Annotated in this window: 14 protein-coding genes; 10 read left to right on the forward strand and 4 right to left on the reverse strand. The window is 66.4% G+C overall.

The annotated features are described in order from the left end of the window. The first annotated feature begins 1 nt into the window (after position 1). On the forward strand, positions 2-1,687 hold the full coding sequence (locus AB1384_08505; GenBank protein ID MEW6554310.1) for an FAD-binding oxidoreductase: 1,686 nt from the start codon (positions 2-4) through the stop codon (positions 1,685-1,687). Next, positions 1,677-2,129, forward strand: coding sequence for a DUF3795 domain-containing protein (locus tag AB1384_08510; protein MEW6554311.1), 453 nt, complete (start codon positions 1,677-1,679; stop codon positions 2,127-2,129). The genes AB1384_08505 and AB1384_08510 overlap by 11 nt, the downstream gene beginning before the upstream one ends. 9 nt (positions 2,130-2,138) lie before the next feature. On the opposite strand, the gene AB1384_08515 is transcribed toward AB1384_08510, so the two are convergent. The 3 genes from AB1384_08515 to AB1384_08525 all read right to left on the reverse strand — a co-directional run bounded on the left by AB1384_08515 (position 2,139) and on the right by AB1384_08525 (position 5,140). Then, the gene (locus AB1384_08515; GenBank protein MEW6554312.1) at positions 2,139-3,302 is read right to left on the reverse strand and encodes a serine hydrolase domain-containing protein; all 1,164 of its coding nucleotides are present in this window, start codon (positions 3,300-3,302) and stop codon (positions 2,139-2,141) included. Positions 3,303-3,450: 148 nt separating this feature from the next. Further along, complete coding sequence (locus AB1384_08520) at positions 3,451-4,251, reverse strand: ABC transporter permease subunit (GenBank protein MEW6554313.1); 801 nt, start codon at positions 4,249-4,251, stop codon at positions 3,451-3,453. Further along, on the reverse strand, positions 4,235-5,140 hold the full coding sequence (locus AB1384_08525) for an ABC transporter ATP-binding protein (GenBank protein MEW6554314.1): 906 nt from the start codon (positions 5,138-5,140) through the stop codon (positions 4,235-4,237). Before AB1384_08525 ends, AB1384_08520 begins: the two co-directional genes overlap by 17 nt. Before the next feature lie 179 nt (positions 5,141-5,319). Between AB1384_08525 and AB1384_08530 the strand changes: the two genes are divergently transcribed. The 6 genes from AB1384_08530 to AB1384_08555 all read left to right on the forward strand — a co-directional run bounded on the left by AB1384_08530 (position 5,320) and on the right by AB1384_08555 (position 13,126). Next, positions 5,320-5,616 (forward strand): hypothetical protein, encoded by a 297-nt coding sequence (locus tag AB1384_08530; protein ID MEW6554315.1) that lies wholly within the window; start codon positions 5,320-5,322, stop codon positions 5,614-5,616. Positions 5,617-5,811: 195 nt separating this feature from the next. After that, positions 5,812-7,542, forward strand: a complete 1,731-nt coding sequence (locus AB1384_08535) for an amidohydrolase family protein (GenBank protein MEW6554316.1) — start codon at positions 5,812-5,814, stop codon at positions 7,540-7,542. A gap of 285 nt (positions 7,543-7,827) precedes the next feature. Beyond that, the gene (locus AB1384_08540) at positions 7,828-9,054 is read left to right on the forward strand and encodes a (Fe-S)-binding protein (GenBank protein ID MEW6554317.1); all 1,227 of its coding nucleotides are present in this window, start codon (positions 7,828-7,830) and stop codon (positions 9,052-9,054) included. A 56-nt stretch (positions 9,055-9,110) separates the two neighbouring features. Next, complete coding sequence (locus AB1384_08545; GenBank protein MEW6554318.1) at positions 9,111-10,538, forward strand: (Fe-S)-binding protein; 1,428 nt, start codon at positions 9,111-9,113, stop codon at positions 10,536-10,538. Between the two features lie 42 nt (positions 10,539-10,580). Further along, entirely contained in the window at positions 10,581-11,780 is a 1,200-nt protein-coding gene (locus tag AB1384_08550; GenBank protein MEW6554319.1) for a (Fe-S)-binding protein, read from the forward strand. Between the two features lie 203 nt (positions 11,781-11,983). Beyond that, positions 11,984-13,126: an acyl-CoA dehydrogenase family protein gene (locus tag AB1384_08555; protein MEW6554320.1), complete on the forward strand. Its 1,143-nt coding sequence runs from the start codon at positions 11,984-11,986 to the stop codon at positions 13,124-13,126. A gap of 81 nt (positions 13,127-13,207) precedes the next feature. On the opposite strand, the gene AB1384_08560 is transcribed toward AB1384_08555, so the two are convergent. Further along, positions 13,208-14,299, reverse strand: a complete 1,092-nt coding sequence (locus AB1384_08560; protein MEW6554321.1) for an NAD(P)-binding protein — start codon at positions 14,297-14,299, stop codon at positions 13,208-13,210. Positions 14,300-14,490: 191 nt separating this feature from the next. On the opposite strand from AB1384_08560, the gene AB1384_08565 reads away from it, so the two are divergent. Both AB1384_08565 and AB1384_08570 read left to right on the forward strand, forming a co-directional pair. Then, complete coding sequence (locus AB1384_08565) at positions 14,491-17,625, forward strand: PD-(D/E)XK nuclease family protein (protein ID MEW6554322.1); 3,135 nt, start codon at positions 14,491-14,493, stop codon at positions 17,623-17,625. Beyond that, entirely contained in the window at positions 17,622-20,990 is a 3,369-nt protein-coding gene (locus AB1384_08570) for a UvrD-helicase domain-containing protein (GenBank protein MEW6554323.1), read from the forward strand. Before AB1384_08565 ends, AB1384_08570 begins: the two co-directional genes overlap by 4 nt. The last annotated feature ends 33 nt before the right edge of the window (positions 20,991-21,023 follow it).

Raw genomic sequence — 21,023 nt, forward strand, 5'->3', positions numbered from 1 at the left:
CATGATCTCGGAAGGCGCTTATCAGGAACTCGAGGAGGCCCTCGGCCCCGAGAACGTCTCGCGCGAGCCCGCCGTGCTCGACACCTACGCCTGGCAGGCCTTCACCGAGGTGGTGGGCGAGACCAGCGGCTGGACCCCCAACCGCCCCGCCGCCGTCGCGCTTCCCGGCAGCACCGCCGAGGTGCAGGAGGTGGTGCGCATCTGCGGCAGGCACGGCCTGCAGTTCAAGGCCATGTGCACGGGTTGGGGCGTCTGGAACATGGTCGGCGGCAAGGACGTGGTCCAGCTGGACCTGCGCCGCATGGACCGCATCCTCGAGATAGACGAGAAGAACATGTACGCGGTGGTGGAGCCCTACGCCATCGGCGCGCAGCTGCAGGCCGAGGCGATGAAGCTGGGGCTCAACTGCCATATAATCGGGGCCGGCTCCGGCACCTCGCCCCTGGCCAGCGCCACCTCGCTGTGCGGCTACGGGTGGTCGGGACTGACCACCTCCTACAGCGCCCGCACCCTGCTGGCCACCGAGTGGGTGCTCCCCGACGGCGAGCTGTTGCGGATAGGGACGGTGGGGTCCGATCTCGCGTGGTCCTGCGGCGACGGCCCGGGGCCAAGCCTGCGCGGCATCGCCAGGGGATATATCGGCAACTGCGGCGGCCTGGGCGTCTTCACCGCCTGCGCGATCAAGCTCTTCCCGTGGCCCGGGCCACCGGAGCCCGCGGTTAAGGGCACCCTGCTGGACTCCTTCACCGAGGTCCCAGGCACCGGTGCCATGTTCATCTGTGCCTTTCCATCCTTCGAGTCCTATAGTGAGGCGGCGTACCGGCTGGGCAACGCCGAGGTCGGGTACATGCACTGCAAGGTCGCCGTCGGCGCTTTTCTCTCCACCATGGTGCCCCGGCTCATGGGCAGGATAGTGGCGTATCCCGCCATGAAAGCGGCCCTGCTCACGCAGCAGCACATGTTCGTCTTTCTCATCAACGCGTACTCCCGCGAGGAGTTCGACTACCAGGAGAAGGTACTGAAACAGGCCGTGGCGGAGACCGGGGGGATATGCCTCGACCTCCGTGCCATGCCCTCCATGCATGCCGCCATGTGGTGGGGGTTTGTCCGGGCGTCCCTCCCGCCCCTCATCTTCCGGCGGGGAGGCAGTTTCGGCACCTCTTTCGGGGCGCTGGAGGCCTGGGACCACCCAGTTTTGCAGGCGAAGATAGCGGCGGAGCTGAAACAGAGCTTCATCGACCAGGGAAAGCTCATCGACGACCTGGCCGACAACGCCTGGGGGGGCATCTACGAGGGCAGTACCTGCTTCGGCCACCAGGAGGAGCTCTACCTCTACGACCCGCGCGACCCCGCCATGATGGCCAGCGCCACCGAGTACCTGGCCGGTACCTTCATGGCCACGGTCGGCCACAACCTGGGACCGGGCCTGGGCTTCGCCCTGGGCAACATCGGGGCCGAGCTCTTCGGCCCCATCATCGGCGGCTACCACCACCGCCTGCGCGAGGTGAAGCAGTCCTTTGACCCCGACGACGTCAGCGACGCCGGGTTCTACATCTCCCTGGACCCGGTGAAGACGATAAGGGAGACCATCGCCAGGCAGCCGGAGATGGCCCAGTTCCTCGCCCCCCGCCTGGAGGAACTAGGCCTTGAGAGCGAGGGGAAAGGGGTGGGCGAGGATGACGGTTGAGAGGGAGCTGCTGGCCCCCTGCGGGCTGTACTGCGGCGTGTGCGCGGTGCGCATCGCCCACGCGGGCGGCAACGAGAAGTTCAAGGAGAAGCTGGTCTCGGTTTATGGCGTTAGCTCGCCGGACGATATACGCTGCGGCGGCTGTCTCTCGGACGACCTCTTCTTCTATTGCCAGGTCTGCCCCATCCGCGACTGCTGCGCCGGCAAAGGAATAGAGGGCTGCCACCAGTGCGACGACTGGCCTTGCGAGACCATCGACGCCTTCCCCCTCCCCGTGGGCAAGAAGGTGATCATGCGCGCAATCCCCGCCTGGAGGGAACTGGGGACCGAGGCCTGGGTGGGAGCGGAGGAGGAGCGCTACCACTGCCCCGAGTGCGGCTATGCCCTCTTCCGCGGCGCCAAGCGCTGCCGTAGCTGCGGCAGCGCGGTTGACGTCGATTAGAAAGCCGCCCTACCAGGGCGTCTCCCCCGGAAAGACGACCTCGGTCACCTGCATGAACAGGCGCGTACCCTGTTCGTCGGCGTCCGAGATGTTGACCATGGTCACGACGGTCGCTTCCTTCTGCGGTAAAAAGTAGACGGCGGACGTGTAACCCGGCTGCATGCCGCCGTGTCCCAGCCACCCGCCGAAGTCGATGACAGCCAGGCCGTAGAGCATACCGTGGCCGAAGAACTCGGCTATTCCGGGCATCTCGAGCATGCCGGAGGTCATCTCCTCCCTGAGTCCCGGCGACAGCAGCTGCCCTTCGGCCAGGGCCCGGCCCCAGACGCGCAGGTCCTCGAGGGTGGATACCATGCCGCCGGCCGTCCAGGATATCGAGGGGTCGAGGTAGTCGGTGAGGTCGTAACTCTCCCCGCCTTCCACGTCCACCTGGTAGCCGTGCGCGTGATCGCCGCCCAGTCCGGGTCCCTCTGCCATGTAGGTGCCGTCCAGGCCGAGGGGGCCGGTGATGCGGTCCGCCAGCTCCTCCTCGAAACTACGGCCTGTCACCTCCTCCACGATCATCCCCAGCAGGATATAGTTGGTGTTGGAATACATGCAGCCCTCACCCGGCGGGAAATAGGGAGGGCTGGATATGCCCACGTCCACCAGCTCCCGGGGGGTCCAGACCTTGTGGGGGTCCGCCACGATGGTCTCGTTCAACCCCGTGTCCAGCCCGTAGTTGAAGATGCCCGAGGAGTGGTTGAGGAGCATGCGCACGGTGATGGTCTCCCCGTCCGGGATGCCGCCCACGAACTTCGAGACGGGGTCGTCGAGGGACAGCTCTCCCTCGTCCACCAGTTGCAGGACGACGTTGCCGGTGAAGGTCTTGGTGATGCTGCCGATGCGGAAGCTCAGGTCCTCCCGCATGGCCTCCTCCGTCGCCGTGTCCGCCAGCCCATAGGCCTTGACCAGCACGGTCCCGTCCTCCATCCATATGCCTACCAACGCTCCGGGGGCGCCGCTCCTCTCCATCAGGCCGGCCACGACCGCATCGATCTCATCCACCGTCTCGGGGCCGAACGGCTTTGCGCCATCCGCCCCCCGCCCACAGGAAGACGCGGTGAGCGCGAGGAGAACCGCCAGCAGGAACGGGAGAAGCAGCCCGCCTCCACCGTGAGTCAGCCTTCGCATCTTGTACCCCCTTATCCATTTAGGGGGTCAGGTCTTGTTTGTTGGATTCCAAAATATGGGATACTATGTAAACTTGCAGCATAATAGGCGGGTTTTGGACGCATTTCTCTGAAGATACCCCGGTATCCAAAAAACAAGACCTGGCCCCCTAGACGTTTATGTCGCGGCGCTCGAAGAAGAGCAGGCTGGTCGCCAGCAGGACCGCCGTGATGACGGCGAGCACCAGTACGTGTAACCAGTCCAGGCCGTTGGCCAGGGGATTGTTGGCGTTGTAATAGTAGATGGGTGAGATCTTTCGCCAGGGCTCCAGTGCCGCGACGATCAGCCCCAGGGAGTTGAGGACCATGGTCCCCAGCCCGAGGGCGGCGGCGATGCCGATGGCAAGGCCCTTGCTGCCGCTGGCCGCTCCCAGCACGAGCGCGAAGGTACCGAACGCCAGGGCCAGCAGGACCAGGCTGAAGGTCGCCGCAGCCATGTTCAGGTAGTCGATTCCCATATCGACGGCCAGCGCCAGCAGGGCCATCCCCGCATAGAGGACCACCGCCTCCAGTGTTACCGCCAGCACCATGGTCGCGAACTTCTCCAATACCAGGCGGCGGCGGGGCAGCGGCGCCGAGAGGAGCAGGTCCATAGTCCCCCGCCCTTCCTCTCCCGCCAGGGCATCGCTCCCCATGGAGATGGCCAGGATGGAGAGGATGATCGGGAGCATGATGAAGAAGAGCTGGCTGTTGAGGTAGCCGACGGGTGAAGAGATGTCGGCGGAACCCGCGATGGCCGTCATCAGGTCGGCCGAGGTGTCCGCGTATTCCTGGATACCCTGGTTGTCCCTCATCGAGGGGTAGACGGCGATGGTCATGGTCACGAAGAGGGTCAAGCCCACGGCCCACCAGATGAGGGAGACGCGCCGGTCGCGCAGGCCCTTGAGAAAGACGTTATTGAGCATCTTCATCACCCTCCCCGTAGTAGGCGAGGAAGATGTCCTCCAGGGGGGTCTCATAGCTCAATATATTCGATACCTCGTAGCGGGCGATGGCCTTGACCAGTGAGTCCATGCTCCCCTGCACCGTGCAGTAGAGGGTGTCTCCCTCCGCACGCAGGTCACGCAGGCCGGGTATGCCGGAGAAGTCATCCAGGGGCGGAGCCATGGCGAAATGTATCTCGAGGTGGTGCAGGGCGCGCTGCTTGATGGTGGATATCTGCTCCACGTCCACGAGGCGTCCTTCGCGGATGATGCCCACGCGGTCGCACAGGCGCTCCACCTCGTGCAGGTTGTGGGAGGAGACGAAGGCGGTACGCCCCTCCTCCCGGCAGGCCTCTATGATGTGGTAGAACTCCTGCTGCACCAGGGGGTCGAGGCCGGCGGTGGGCTCATCCAGGATGAGCAGTTCCGGCCGGTGCATCAGTGCCTGGATCAGTCCGACCTTCTGCTTGTTGCCGCGGGAGAGAGAGCGGATGGGCACCGACAGGTCGCTGTCCAGGCGCTGCGCTAGCTCCTCCACGTAGGACCAGTCCACCCCGCCGCGCAGATTGGCGAAGAAGCGTGCGAGGTCGGCCCCGGTCATCTTCTCGTAGAGGGCCAGCTCGCCCGGGAGGTAACCGGTGCGGCCGCGGATGGCCACGCTGCCGCTGCGGCTGTCCAGCCCGAAGACGCTGGCGCTGCCTCCGCTTGGGCGGATGAAATCGAGCAACAGGCGTATGGTGGTGGTCTTGCCGGCCCCGTTGGGGCCGAGGAAGCCGAAGACCTCGCCCGCGCGCACCTCCACGTCCACGTCGATGACGCCACGGCTCTTGCCGTAGAACTTGGTGAGACCCGCCGTCCTGATGACCACGTCCGCCATACCGCCCTCCATGTTCCGAGCCGCCGCGGTGTCTCTCTCCCCTGCCTCAAACCGTTCCACTACCATATACGGGACGGGGCGGCCCGTTTCCTTTTCGTTACCCTCATTCCCCATCGCCGCCCCACCTACCCGGCCTGGGACTATAACCAGATTGCGGGAGAATAATAGAGGGGGTCCTTATGTCGGTACTCCTCTCGCCCTTGCAAATAGGGAACCTGGAGATAAGGAACCGCTTCGTCCATTCCGCCACTACGGAATCCATGGCCGCGGAGAACGGCGAGGTGATGGAGGTTCTGGAAGAGGTGCTGGAGGACGGGAGCGCCGACCTCATCTCCCTCTCCCGCCCTTTCATCCGGGAACCCGACCTGGCCAGAAGGTTCGAGGCGGGGAAGGAGGAGGCGTCCTGCACCTCCTGCAACGGATGTTTCGCATCCATGATCGCGTCTAAGCCCGTCCGTTGCTTCTGCAGGACCTGAGCTTCCGTTCCCATCTCCATCGCGGCACGCCCGGGGTCAGGCCCGCATGGTGCCAGGGTCCGCTCGCTTGCGGCACGGGCCGGACCCCAAATGGGCCACGTCTCAAGGGCATCTCCTCCGGCACCGAAGACAAGAAGAAGGGTGGACGCTGGTCCATCCCGGACTCTGCAGCGGTGCCCAACCAGGAGGTGCGAGATGTTTCTGGATCGCTTTTCGTGGTCGATATTCGGGTCTCCTTTCAAGCGTGACGGCTCCGATCCCGCCGACCTCGTGGTCGCAAACGCGGACGTCTTCACCTGCGACCGCGCCAATCCGCGGGCGGGCGCCGTGGCAGTGAGGGACGGGAGTATCGTCTATGTGGGCGATGCCCGCGGGGCGGCGGTACACGTGGGACCGGACACGCGGGTAATCGACGGCAGGGGCAGGGTCCTCACCCCGGGGTTCATCGACAACCACTGCCACGTGGTGTGGATCGGCGGCATGATGGCCTTTATGACCAAGCGTCTCATGGAAGCCGAGAACCTGGACGAGATGCTCGAGATGGTCCTCGAGCAGTCCCGCGCCCATCCCGACCTCCCCTTCGTGTCCGGCGTGGGCTGGAGGTTCGAATACGCCCCGGGCGGATCTCCCGACCGCGCGGTCCTGGACAGGGTGGTCACGGACCGGCCGGTACTGCTCATGTCCATCTGCGGCCAGTGCGGGTGGCTCAACACCCGCGCCGCCGAGCTGCTCGGGGAGCGCAATCCCCAGGCGCTGCGGCGTCTGGCGCCCAGGCTCGATGCTTCCGGGACCTGCACCGGAGCCCTGGACCACTTCCACTCCTTCTCCCCGCTCGATTTCTTCGGCGAGGAGGAGATAGCCCCCGTCTTCGAATCCGCCGTGCCGGAGGCTATCGCCGCGGTGATGGACGAGGCGGTCTCGGTGGGGGTGACCGCCATGGACGACGTACAGTTCTACCGCCCCTTCGTGCCTTACGTGCTCGCGTACCGGGAGCGCGGCATCTTCGACAAGGTGCGCCTGCGCGGCTCCCTCTACGTGGACCCCCACGACCTCGAGGACGAGGGCAGGCTGCGTGAGGACCTGGCCTGGTGGATGGACATGGGCGGAGAATCGGACGGGCGCCTGGCCCTCGGCCGCTCCGTGAAGTTCTACATCGACGGCACCGTGGGCAACCGCACCTCGTTCCAGCTCGAACCCTATACGGACGATCCCGGCTACTACGGCAGGCCGGACTGGACCCAGGAGGATTTCGACCGCGTCATCGAGATCGTCGACGCCATGGGACTGCAGGCCTGCACCCACGCCTGCGGCGACGCCGGCATCCGCCGCGTTATCAACTCCATCGAGCGGGCGCGTGGGCTCAACGGCGCCTGGGACTCGCGCCACCGCATCGAGCACTGCGAGTTCCCCACCCCGCCGGACCGGGAGAGGATGGCCCGCCTCGGCATGCAAGCCGCCATGCAGCCTGCGCATTCCTTCGGCGACGAGGTCGTAGAGCGGCTCCTGGGGCACGAGAGGATGCAGGGCTGGCACCCCTGGCGCAGCCTGGAGAAGGCGGGGGTGCCGGTCTCCTTCGGGAGCGACTGGTGCAACAGCCCCCTTAACCCCTTTTACGGCCTCCTCCTCGCCACCACCAGGATGAACTACAAGGGCAAGACCGACTGGGCGCCGGAGGAGAAGATCGACATAGAGGACGCCGTCAGGCACTGGACCATCGACTCCGCGCGCGCGCTGAAGATGGAAGAAAAGATCGGTTCGCTCGAGCCTGGCAAGCGCGCCGACTTCGTGCTCTGGAACACCAGCCCCCTCAAGGTCAGCTCCTGGTGGTTCATGCTCACCCACGAGATGGAACTGGGAAAGCTCGAGGGCTTCGTGGACATGACCTTCGTGGACGGAAAGCCCGTCTACGAGAAGCCGCGCAGCTAGGCCGCGGCCGCCTGGCATCTGCTTAGGGGAGGCCGGGACTCTTCTTCTGCTCTCTCCGCCCTCGGGCTCTCAGGCTTTCGTGGTTTCCGGGCTGCAAGGGCGGGTTGAGAATATCCTCGTGAGGCGGGTTTACGCCAACCGGCCCGACCTTCTAGGCGGTCTTCTTCGATGCCGCCGAGACCCCTCCCTACTCGATTTGCTAATATATAGAGGCCTGCGAAGCCCGCTTTCCCGCAAACCGCGTCGTGCCTCAGTGGGTCTTTTCCATTGCCAGGGAGGTTTCGGATGGAGACGCTCAAGCCAGCAAAGCAGTTCGACGAGGAGGCATGCACCCGCTGCGGCCTGTGCTTCGGCGAGTGCCCGGTGATGGGCCTGCCGGTGAAGACGGCGCGGGAGGAGATCGCGCGCCTCATCGCCGGGGAGCCCACGCGGCATGTGCTGCGCAAGTGCGCCAGCTGCTTCGCCTGCGACCATATCTGCCCCGAGGGGTGCAACCCCACGGAACTGGTGCTGCAGCGCTGGCACGAGCATTACCTGCGCGAAGGCCTCCCGGTCCGGGCCAGGTACTACTCCCCCCACGAGGAGCTGAACTTCCGCACCTACGTGGTGGCCAGGATGCCCGCGGACGAGCGGGAGCTGCTGCGCAAGTGGGCCGACCACTCCCCGACCGAGGAGGTCCTCTACCCCGGGTGCAACATCATCACCGCCCCCTTCCTCACCCGCACCAGGGCCCTGGAGGGGCTGGACATCCGCGGCACCCTCGACTACTGCTGCGGCGAGACCTACTACCGCATGGGCCTCTTCGACGAGGTGCAGAAGGTGGCCCGCCGCCTGGAGAGATACTTCAAGACCCTGGGTGTAAAGCGCGTGAATATCCTGTGCACCGCGGGATGCAACATGTTCATGAACGTGCTCCCAGCCTACGGCGTCGACTTCGACTTCGAGGTGCGGCCCTACCTTCCGGTGATCCTCGCGAAGCTGGAGTCGGGAGAACTGGAGATCGTGAAGAAGCTCGAGGGCACCGCCACCATCCAGGAGTCCTGCTACGGCAAGCAGCTGGGGGATGAATACATGGACGTCCCGCGTCGTATCCTAGAGCTGACCGGCATGGAGGTGGTGGAGGAGAAGAAGCGGGGGGACTGTGCGCTCTGCTGCGGCATCGCGGGGGGATTCCCGCCAACCTCAGGCTACCACATCATGGACATCACCCTGGCCACCCTGAAGAGCCTGCTGCAGGCGCGGGGCACCGGGGCCGATTACACCGTGGGTTACTGCGCGGGCTGCCTGCAGATGCTCTCCACCGGCCGGGTGCTCATGCCCCTGGGCGGGCCCGTCTATCACGTCCTGGAGATGCTCTCCATGGCCCTGGGGGAGGAACCCCGGCATCCCATGAAATGGCGTGCCCGGGCTTTCCTTGCGGGCACCCTGCGCAACCAGGGACCCATCACCCTGTCCCGGAAGAGGTACCGCATCCCGGAGATACCGGAGGTGCCGCCGGCAGTGGATGGCTGATCCTCCAGGTGATCCCCGGCCGGCAGGCCTGGAACCGGTTGAACGCAGGAAGGCATATGGGGGTAGAAGAGATGCATGAACGGCGATTCCGCTTCTTCCGCGAGGACCTCTGCGACCGCTGCGGCGACTGCTTCGCCGCCTGTCCCTACCTGGAGCTGCCGCAAGAGGCGGCGAAGCGGGAGATCACCAGGCTCATCGAGGAGGGCGAATCGCTCGCCCTCGACGCGTGCAACACCTGCCACACCTGCGACGCCGTTTGCCCCAACGGAGCCGACCCCTACGAACTGGTGCTGGAGCGCTGGAGCGAGAGGCGCCGGGGGGGCCTGCCCACCACCGCCCGCCTGGTGACCCCGTCCGAGCCGTGCAACATCTGGTCCTCCCTCAAGGCGGTGATGCCCGAGGAAGAGCTGGCGCTGCTGCGCTCCTGGGACGACTTCAGCCCCCGCGACGAGATCTGCCTCACCGGCTTCTACACCAGCGTGGTGCCGTACATCCTGCAGGCGGAGGTCCTCGCGGACCTGCCCAGGGTGGCCGGCTCGGAGGCCCTCTTCGGCTGCGCGGGGGACATCTACAAGACGGGGCGCTTCGACATGGTGGAGCAGATAGCGCGCCGCCTGGAGAAGGTCTTCGGGGAGATGGGCGTTAAGAAAGTGGTCTGCTCCATGAGCGCCGAGGGGATGGTGCTCAAACATATCCTGCCCGAGCGGTTCGGGGCCCGCTTCGGCTTCGAGGTGGTGGCCCTGGACGACTGGCTGCTGGAAAGGCTTCGGGCCGGGGAGATCGTCCCCGTGAGAGAGCTGGGCATGCGCGTGACCGTGCACGACAACTGCCTCTCCAAGATGGAGGGCGGGAGGCTGCAGGAGGTCAACCGCGAGATCGTGCGGCGCACCGGCTGCGATATCGTGGAGATGCGGCACAACCGCAAGAACTCCCTGTGCTGCGGCTTCGGCGCGGCGGCCTCCCGTTTCCGGGTCATGGACATCATGTCCTCGGGCTACCGCAGGCTGAAGGAGATCGAGGCCACGGGGGCGGACGCGGCGGTCGTCTACTGCCCCGCCTGCCTCTTCATCCTCTCGGTGATCAAGGAGATGGCCGGGGCCGAGATGCCCTTCTACCACCCCGCGGAGCTGGTGGAGATGGCCGCGGGCGGAGAGCCGGCGCGCCGCCACGAGGAGAGGGCCTGGGAGATGATGGCGGTGATCAGCAACCACCTGCTCAAGTACGCCCTCTTCCCGGGCCACCGCGGGAGCTTCCAACCCGCCCGCATCTCTCCCGAGATGCAGCCGCTGCCCGGGCTGCCGCGCTGGGACCGCCTTCGCATGCGGGCCCTGACAGCCCTCTACCGTAGCCCGGTGGTCCAGAACCGGGCCACGCGGAAGACCGTCTCCCTCGGCTTCAAGGCGGCGGTGGCGGCGTACGGCGCGGCGGCACGTTTGGGGTCAACCCCGGCCCGCGCCCCATTGAACGGCTTGCGGCATGGATAAGAGCTGACCCCGGAAGTGCCATTGGAACAAGGGGGGTGTGACATGGCGGATGATGACAGGTACGATTTCTTCCGTTACGACGACTGCGACCTCTGCGGCGACTGCCTCTCGCGCTGCCGCTACATGAACCTGGGCAGGGCCGAGGCCGTCGAGGAGATGAAGCGCATGCGGGCGGGTGAGCCCACCCGCGTGGTGCACCGCAAGTGCATCAGTTGTTACGCCTGCGACGCCTTCTGCCGCAACGACTGCCGCCCCTACGAGCTCATCACCTCGAGCTGGCACCGGCGCTACCGCGAGCGGGGCCTGCCGGTGCGGGCCTCCTACCTCATGCCCGCCTCCATCCCCAACTTCCGCACCGACATGATCAGGACAATGCAGCCGTGGGAGCAGGCGCTGCTGCGCGAGTGGCAGGGCACCCCTCCCGAGGGCGAGCTGGTGCTCTACCCCGGCTGCAACGCCCTCACCATGCCCCACCTCCTCAAGGGCCCATACATGGAAGGCGTGACGGTTTCCGGCGACTACGACCTCTGCTGCGGCGAGATGTACTTCCGCATGGGCCTCTTCGACGTGGTGGAGAAGGTGGCCGAGAAGCTCACCGCCCACTACCGCGGCCGGGACATCGGCACCATGCTCTTCGTCTGCCCCGCCGGGCTCAACATGTTCCGCAACGTCCTGCCGGGCTCCTTCGGAGCGGAGCTGCCCTTCCAGACGAAGTTCCTCGGCGAATACCTGCTGGAGAAGGTGGAGGCGGGCGAGATCGAGATCAAGCGGAGCCTGGGCCGTTCCGTGGCCGTGCACGACTCCTGCCACGGGCGCATCCTGGGCGGGGAGATAACGGCCTCGGCGCGCCGGCTCTACGAGCTCATGGGGCTGGAGACGCGCGAGATGGTGCGCAACCCCGACGAGGGCCTGTGTTGCGGCATGGCGGCGGGGTGCAACCGCTACCGCCCCGACGATATGTACTTCGCGGCGGTGAAGGAGCTTCACGCGGCGGCGAAGACCGGCGCGGACGAGCTGGCCACTTACTGCACGGGCTGCCACCTCACCCTGGCGATGATGCGCTGGCTCTACCCCACCCGCCAGCCGGTGCGGCACCTGCTGGAGTACCTGCAGGAGGCTATGGGGGAGGCGCCCTGTCTACCCGCGCCGAAACGCACCCTGCGCATGCTGGGCAACGTGGCGGTGAAGGCCTTCCCGCAGCTACTCTCGCGCAAGACCTACCACATCGAGATCAGCAGTTGAAAATCTTTAGTCGTGGTGCGGCTTTAACACAGGTAAGTTGAACGGCGCCGCGGCCTGGACGATAATTGTAACGGCCTCGCTGGATGCCTGACCGCCTACGTCGAAAGTTTCTTTGAGAGGCCGCGTTGCCGCCTCGGTTCGACGAGGAAATCCAACGGAAACGATCATGCCGCATGCCCGGAGCTTGACCAAGGAGGTAGGAGATGGACTTCACGCTCAATGACGAACAGAAAGCCCTGAAGCAGACGGTGCACGAGTTCGCGGCCAACGAGATCAGGCCGGTCTCCATGCAGCATGACGAATCGGGCGAATTCGCCTGGGACGTGGTGCGCAAGGCGGCCATACTGGAGCTGACCTATTCCGGCGTGCCCGAGGAGTACGGCGGTCCCGGCCTCGGCATGTTGGACAATACCATCGTCATCGAGGAACTGGGATGGGGTTGCGTCGGCATCGCGTCGGCCATCGCCCTCAACCAGATCGCCATCCTCCCCGTCCTCCTGGCCGGCAGCGAGGAGCAGAAGAAGACGTACCTTCCCCGCCTCACCGACCCGGACAACCCGCGCCTGTGCGCTTTCGGCCTGACCGAGCCGGAGGCCGGCTCCGACGCCGCCTCCCTCAAGACCCGGGCGGTGCGCGACGGCGACGACTACGTTATAAACGGCGGGAAGTGCTTCATCACCAACGGCGGCATCTCGGACTTCTACACCATCTTCGCCACCGTGGACCCGGAGCGGAAATACCAGGGCATCACCGCCTTCATCGTGGATGCCGACACCCCCGGCTTCTCCATCGGCAAGATCGAGCACAAGATGGGCATGCGCGCCTCCCAGACCGCTGAGCTCGTCCTGGAGGACGTGCGGGTACCGGCCGCCAACATCCTGCGCGGCGAGGGGCAGGGCTTCTACGTGGCCATGGAGACCCTTGACACCTCCCGCCCCGGCGTTGGGGCCATCGGCGTGGGCCTGGCGCGCGCCGCCTTCGAGGAGGCCCTGGCCTACTCAAAGCAGCGGGTGCAGTTCGGCAAACCCATCTGCCGCCAGCAGTCCATCGCCTTCATGCTCGCGGACATGGCCACCAAGGTGGACTACGCCCGCCTGCTCTGCCACCGCGCCGCCTGGATGCTGGACAACAAGATGGACGCCATCAAGGAGTCGTCCATGGCCAAGTACGTCGGCACCGACGTGGCCATGGAGGTGTGCACGGACGCGGTGCAGATCCACGGCGGCTACGGATACATGAAGGAGTACCTGGTGGAGAAGTTCTTCCGCGACGCCAAGATCCTGCAGATCGTGGAGGGGACCAACCAGATACAGCGGCTGGTGCTGTCGGCCCAGCTCATCGCGTAGGGAACCCCTCGGGAGCACCGCTTCTCAAGCCGGTACCGTCGATGAGAGAACCGGGCAGGCGGTTACGCAACCGCCCGGGCCTCATCCCTTATAGATGTTGGCGTGGCCGAAGCCGGGTGTGCCGAAGGGCAGCGGCAGCAGCGGCTTCTCGCGCTCGGTGAGCTTCACGATGCGGTCCATCCGCTCCGCGCCGACGAACTGGACGTGCCTCTCCATGCGCCGCACGTTGGGGCGGACGAAGCGCTTCCACAGCTCCTTCAGGTAGAAGCTGCGGCGGAACCCCGCCAGGAAGCGGTCGAACTCCGCCTGGGCGGCGGCCGGGTCCGACACGGCCATGGCGGCCACTTTGCCGGTGACCAGTGCCCCGCTGATCCCGAAGCCCATGAAGGGGTCGATGGCCCCGGACATGGTGCCGCACATGATCAACCCGTCGCGGAAGAGCCGGTAATTGTCCGCCCTCGCCAGGGGGACGGCGGACGTCTGGTATTCCCACTCGTCGTGCTCCACGCCCTCGTTGCGCACCATGAAGTCCTTGTACCTCTCCAGGCCCCTCTCGTCCACCCGCTTCCCGAACGAGAAGAGCAGGTCGAAGTAGTAGTTGTTCACCGCAGACAGGTAGCCGTACTCGGTGATGCTCTCGTCGAACCACAACCAGGCCAGGTCGGTGAAGCCGATCTCTCCCCGCGACAGCCACATATGAACCGGCAGGAAAGGGACGTCCAGCATCTTGTACGCCTTGGGCACGAGGCCGCAGGCGATGATGGTGCCGGGCTTGAGCCTGGGCACGTCCTCCTCCCGCAGCGGCGACGAGAACTCGAACTCCACCCCCAGCTCCAGGCACTCCCGGTAGAGCAGGGTGTCCAGGCTGCCCGGACGGTCACCCCTCTCCACCCCGAAGACCTCGTAGACAGGGAACTGGAACGCGGTATCGTGCAGGTAGGCGGGGCAGCGCAGCAGGGCGTGGAAGACGGGGCCCACGTCGATGCCGATGTACCGCGATGTCTTTTCGATATCGATGGGGGTGACGTGGGTGGAGGGATTGTAGGCCTTGGTGCCGCCGTAGGAGTCCTCGGTCTCCCGGATCACCACCCGGTAGTCTTCCCGCGCCAGGTTGATGGCGGCGACCATGCCGCTCATGCCCGCGCCGTAGATGAGTGCCTCTTTTTTCCGCATGCTGCCCTCCCCTGACCGGCACCCCTCCTACCGGGACGAAAGACCCGCAGCGCGAATCCCGTCCCCTGCATTATGCCACGCCCGCGGCCGCATCACCACCACGCACGGGATGTCGCTGCCGCGTAGTATTCTTGAGATCGGGGGAAGGCCCGGCCTTCCCGAAAGCATATGGGTTCTACCAGGAAGGATACATGTTGGAGCACGGGATCAACCGCCTGGCGGAGGGTCTGCGGGAGCTGTGCGCGTCCCGCGTCTACGAGGAGAAATGGCTGCTGGCCCCCTCCTTGCGCACGGGGTACCAGTGGCTGGATACGGTGTCGCGGTGCGGCCAGCCCGCACTCAACGTGCGCGTGAAAACCACATCCGCCATGGCCCTGGAGCTAGCGGCCCCGGAGATGGAGCGGCAAGGCCTGACCCTGCTCGGTGGGATGAGGATGGAGTTGCTCGCCGCCGGCCTCCTCGTTCGCTTGCGCCGTGGCGGCGGCTATCTGGCACACCTGGAGGCCAGCCCCGGGCTGGTCCGTGCCGCCGTCTCCACCCTGGGCGCCCTGCGCCGCTGCGGGCTCGAGGCAAGCGACCTCTCCATCCGTCACTTCGAGGTCGCGCAGAAAGGGATGGAGATCATCTCGCTTCTCACCGCCTACGAAGAGGAGCTGTCCACCCGCGGTCTCATAGACCTGGCCGGGGCCATACGCCTGGCGGCACAGCGCCTCGAGACCGACTCGGCGGCCCTGCCTGCGCACTGCCTGGTGGCCGCTTCCCGGGACCTGGTGGATGAGCTGCGCGGCCTGGAGCGCCGCATGTGGGAGGCGGTCCCGGAGGAGAAACGCCTCGTGATCCCCTCTGACCGCCCATGCGAGGAACGAGGCGGCGAAAGCGGCAACGCGGCCCTGCTCGCCTGGATCCCCGCCCCACGCGAGGCACCGGCCGCCGGAGATGACGGCAGCGTCAGGATGTTCCGGGCCGTGGGAGAGGCAAACGAGGTGCGCGAGGTGCTGCGGCGCTGCGGCGCCCGGGGTATCCCCTATGACCGGGTCGAGGTGCTGCATACCGACACCGCCACCTACGTGCCGCTCTTCCACGAGATCTGCTCCGCCGTCAGCGGGGAAGACGGGGACCTGCTGCCCGTCACCTTCGCCGAGGGCATACCCGTGCTCTACTCGCGCCCGGGGCGCGCCCTCGCCGCCTGGCTCTCATGGATCGAGGATGGTTTTCCCCAACCTACCCTGGTGAGGATGGTACAGGAAGGGCTCCTCTCCCCCGGCGAGGACCTCCCGGATGGCTGGAGCTTCTCCCGGCTGGGGGGCATTCTGCGCGCCCTGCCCATCGGCAAGGGACGCGAGCGCTACCTGGCGGCCATCGATGCCGAGCTTGAATCGCTCGTGTGGCGGAGAGCACATCGCGCCCTCGAGGAAGACGGCGAAGAGGACGTGGAGCGCCCGGAACACCTGGAGCGGCGCGAGAAGATGCTGGGCGTGCTGCGCGGGATGGTGGAGGGGCTGCTGGACGGCATCCCCGCGGCCGCGCAGGCCGGGTCCGGCCTGCTGCGCGCGGCCGAGGATTTCCTGGTCGCGCGTGCGCGCGTGGTCAGCGAGATGGACGATTACAGCCGGCTGCGGCTGCTCGACGGGATCAGGGAGCTCGCTTCACTCCTGCGGACGGAGGGCGTGACCGCTCCCCCGCAGGATATCAACGGCTGGCTCGAGGACCTGGCCCGCTCGGCCCGCGTGGAGGGCAAGGGACCGCGGCCAGGTTGTCTTTACGTGGCCCCCCTGGCGGGTGGAGGCCACTCCGGGCGCCCGCACACCTTCATCGTCGGCCTCGACGACGGGCGCTTTCCCGGGACCGGCCTGCAGGACCCCCTCCTCCTGGACACGGAACGGGCGGCCATCTCCCCGGACCTCTCAACCGCGGCGGAGCGACTCGCGGCCAGCCTGGATGACTTCGCTCGCCTGGCGGCCGGATTGCGGGGCTCCGTTACCCTGAGCTACAGCTGCCGCGATCTCGGGGATGACAGCGATATGTTCCCCAGCCCGGTGCTCCTCGCGGCCTACCGCATCGTCAGCGGCAACCGCGAGGGCGTGCAGGACGACCTTCTGGCCTGGCTCCCCGAACCCGCGTCCTTCGCCCCCCGGGACCCCGTCGACTGCCTGAACAGCTCGGAGTGGTGGCTCTGCCGCCTGTGCGGCGAACCCGCTCCGCAGGACCCCGAGGGGACCGTCGCCCTGGCCTTCCCCCACCTGGGCCGGGGCATGGAGGCGCGGCGGGCCAGGGAGAGCGACCTCTTTACCGCCTACGACGGCTACGTGCCCGAGGCGGGCCAGGACCTGGACCCGGCTGCGCCCGGCGGTCCTGTGCTCTCGGCGAGCCGACTGCAGACATTGGGCAGCTGCCCCCTGGAATATTTCTTCTCCTACGTCCTGGGGATAGAGCCACCCGAGGAATATCCCTTAGACCCTACCGCCTGGCTGGAGCCGACCGAAAAAGGCGGGCTGCTCCACGCCGTGTTTCACGCATTCCTCCTGCGCTTATGCGAGGAGGAGCGCCGCCCCGTGCTGGAGAAAGACTGGGGCCTGCTGCGGAAGCTCCTCGACGATGAGATCCGTGCATGGACTCGGCGCAAACCGCCCCCCAACCGCGAGGTCCACGAGAGGGAGATCGAGGACCTGCGCCGCACCGCCCGTATCTTCCTGCAGGAAGAAGAGGGGTACTGCCGCGAATGGCGCCCGCGGTTCTTCGAGGTGGCGGTAGGGTTTGACGTGGAGGAACGGGAAAACCGCATCGATTCCCCGCAGCCGGTAGAGATCGCGCTGCCGAGCGGAAAGACGATCCGAACGCGCGGCTATATCGACCGCATCGACGAGCTGGAGGGAGCCGGCAGCCCGCGCTTCTCCGTGTGCGATTACAAGACCGGTTCCAGTTACCCCTACAGCCAGGGCAATCCCTTCCAGCAGGGGCGATGCATACAGAACCTCCTCTATCTGATGCAGGCGCAGTACCTGCTGTCAAAGGATTTCCCCGGCGCCGAGATCGAGTCGTTCCAATACTTCTTCCCAAACACCCGGGAACACGGCAGGCGCATCGCATGGGCGGCCACCGCCCTGGCCGACGGCATACACATCCTCGACCGCCTCTGCGAGATGCTCTCCCTGGGATGTTTTTCCTTCACGGATGAAGAAAAAGACGTGAGGTACAGCGACTACCGGGCCGCCTTCGGATACATCCCGCGGACGCTGGAACAGACGAAGCGTAAACTGGCCAACGCGCAGAACGTTGCCCTCTCGCCCTTCCGGGAACTGCGCAGCATGAAGAAGGGGGGCGGATGATGGGCATCGCCCGCGCGGCCGGCCCGCCGCTTCCCCCCGATCAAGAGCAGCGCGGACTCATCGTCAGCGAGCTCGAACGCAATATCATCGTGGAGGCCGCCGCGGGGACCGGCAAGACCACGAGCATGATGGAGAGGATGCTGGCCCTGCTGCGCACCGGCAGATGCGAGAGCGTCCGCACCATGGCCGCGGTCACCTTCACCCGCAAGGCCGCCGCCGAGCTGCGCTCCCGCTTCCAGGTGGCCCTGGAGAGGGCGGTGCGTGAAGCCGCGGACGAGGAGAAAGAGCGCCTGGAGGCCGCGCTCACCCACATCGAGCAGTGCTTCATCGGCACTATCCATTCCTTCTGCGCCCGCCTGCTGCGGGAGCGGCCGGTGGAAGCGGGCGTTGACCTCGCTTTCGAGGAGATCGACGAGGACGAAGACAAGCGCCTGCGCGCGGAGGCGTGGGACGCCTTCCTGGCCGAGCTTATCGCCGGCGACCCCCGCGGTCTTCTCGACGCATTGGGCGGACTGGGCCTGGGGGTCTCCGAACTGCGCCCCGCTTTCGAAAGCTTCGCCGACTTCCCGGATGTGGAGGACTGGCCGGTACCCGAAGACAAGGTGGAGCCGGAGTTCGCACGTGTACGGGACGAGCTCCGGATTTATACCGCCCATATGTCCGAACTGGCGCCCCGGCTCTCCTTCGAGTGCGGCACCGACACCCTGGTCCCCACCCTCCTGCGCATGCCCCGCATCATCTCCCATTTCGAGGACCTGGACCGCCCCGACCAGCTCATGGAGGCACTGGAGTTCTTCGATTCCAAGCCACAGATCAGATATACCTTGTGGGTCAAAAACGGCGGCTTTTCGAAGGAGGAGGCCCTCGGCGAGATGGAACGCTGGGACCGTTTCCGCGATGATGTGGCCATGCCGGCCTTGAGGGCCTGGCGCGAACTCCGGTATGGCGCGGTCATGCCTGTCCTGCACGCGGCCCGCGCCGTCTATGTCGAGTTACGCGGCGAACGCGGCCAGCTCAATTTCCAGGACCTGCTCATGAAGGCCGCCGCCCTGCTGAGGGAGAACCCTGCCGTCAGGCGTTACTTCCAGTCCCGCTTCACCCACCTGCTGGTGGACGAGTTCCAGGATACCGACCCCATCCAGGCCGAGGTCATCATGCTGCTCTGCTCCAGCGATCCCGATGAGACCGACTGGCGGGCCTGCGTCCCCCGGCCCGGCTCCCTCTTCCTGGTGGGAGACCCCAAGCAGTCCATCTACCGTTTCCGCCGCGCCGATATCGCCACCTACAACGACGCCAAGAGGATCATCCTCGCGGGCGGGGGCCTGGAAGCCAGGCTGTCCGCCAACTTCCGCGCCGCCCCGGACCTCATCGCCTGGGTGAACGGCGTCTTCGAGCCGGGAGAGCGGACATGCGATGCGCCGGGAGGGGCCATGCTGCGTTTTCCCGCCAGCGATTCGGAGGAGTCGCCCCGTTACGAGCGCCTCAGTCCCGGCAGGGAGGAGGGCGCAACCGGCATGCTTAGCGGCCTCTACCGCCTGCAGGTCCCGGAGGAATTCACCAACAAGGAGACCGCCGCGGCGTTTGAGGCGGATCTCATCGCGCGCTTCATCCGCCATGCCCTGGACAGCGCCATGACCGTGCCGCGCGCCCGCAGGCAGCTCGAGGACGGCCAGCGCATGGAAGTGGGACCGGGTGATTTCATGGTCGTGACCCGCAACACCGGCTTCCTGGGTACCTACGCGCGTGCCCTGCAGCTTTACGGCATTCCCCACCAGGTGACCGGCGGCACCGCCCTCAACGAGCTGGATGAGTTGCGGCTCTTCAAGGCCTGCCTGCAGGCTGTGGTCCACCCCGACGATCCGGTCGCCCTGGTTGCGGCCCTGCGCAGCGAGCTCTTCGGCCTGAGCGACAGCGACCTCTACGCCTTCAAGAAATCGGGGGGCGTCTTCTCTTACCGCTCCCCATTGCCCGCGGACCTGGCGCCGCGGAACGTGGAGGCCTTCGTGGACGCCTTCAAGCGCCTGACCCGCTATTCGCTCTGGCTCTCCCGCCTGCCCTACGCGAGCGCCTGCGAGAGGATCGCCTCCGACCTGGGCCTGCCCGCCCTGGCGGCCGCCCGTCCCGGCGGGGACATGCAGGCGGGGAGCCTCGGCAAGGCCCTGGAGCTGTTGCGCGGCATGCGCACGGAGCAGTGGAGCGCGGCCCAGCTCGTAGAGTACCTGGACACGCTGGTGGAGAGCACCGAGAAACATGATGGCATCTCGGCCCTCTCTGGTGTCCTTCCCGCGGTCCGCGTCATGAACCTGCATAAGGTGAAGGGCCTGGAGGCCCCCGTCGTCTTTCTGGCCGATACGTCCGGGGAGAACGAGTTCCCGGTGGACAGGCATATCGACCGCTCAGGGGACACGATCACGGGCTATCTCTCCATCTCGGGTGAGGCTAGGGGGCGTCGGGGAGGGAAGTTGCTGGCGCATCCGGTTGACTGGGAACGCCTGGCGGAGAGAGAGGCGGCGTTCGAGAGGGCAGAAGCCCTGCGTCTGCGCTACGTGGCCGCTACCCGCGCAGCGTCGGCCATGATCGTCTCCCAGCGGGTCAAGGGCAACGAGAGAAACCCCTGGTGCCATTTCGGTCCTTTCCTGGATGAGTGCCGCGACCTCCCCGACCCCGGCCCCCAGGCCGCACCCGTAAGAAAGACGGTGCCCCTGGCGCCGCAGGAGATAGCGGAAGCGGGGGCGGCGATCACTTCCCGGCTGCGAGCCGTGTGCGCGCCGACTTACAACGCCCTTCCCCTCAAGGAGCATTCCCTCTCCCTGCCAGTGGATGCTGTTCCGGTTGAGTCCGCCGTGGACGGCGAGACGCCGCGGCCGATCCCTGGGGGGGAGCACGGAGTGGAATGGGGAGGGGTCATCCACCTGCTGCTGCAGACGGCCATGTCCGAGCCCGGGGCCGACCTGGTGCGGTTGGCGGAGGCGGCCCTGGCCGAGGGGGGGTTGGGGATATCCCTGGCGCCACAGGCCGCGGCGCTCGCGCGCTCCGTGACCGACTCCGAGATATGGCGCCGGGCCCTGCGGAGCGAGACCCGGTTCGTGGAGGTGCCGCTGCAGGCGCAGTGGGTGGAGGGCATGGCCGTGCCCACCATCCTGCGCGGGGCCATCGACTTGGTCTTCCGCGAGGACGGGGGTTGGGTGCTGGTCGACTACAAGACCGACCTCCCGGGGAGCGGGGGCCTGGAAGCGGTGGCAAGAAGATACGCGGCGCAGGTGCGCCTCTACTCCGAAGCGTGGGAGAAGTGCACCGGCGAGCCGGTGAGGGAGGCCTTCCTCTACTTCACCGCCGCCGCCGCGCTGGTGAAGATCGACCTGTGAGTCCGGCGTGCCTGACGTGATTCCTTATACCTC

This window comes from Actinomycetota bacterium (assembly GCA_040757835.1).
Taxonomy (GTDB): Bacteria; Actinomycetota; Geothermincolia; order Geothermincolales; family RBG-13-55-18; genus SURF-21.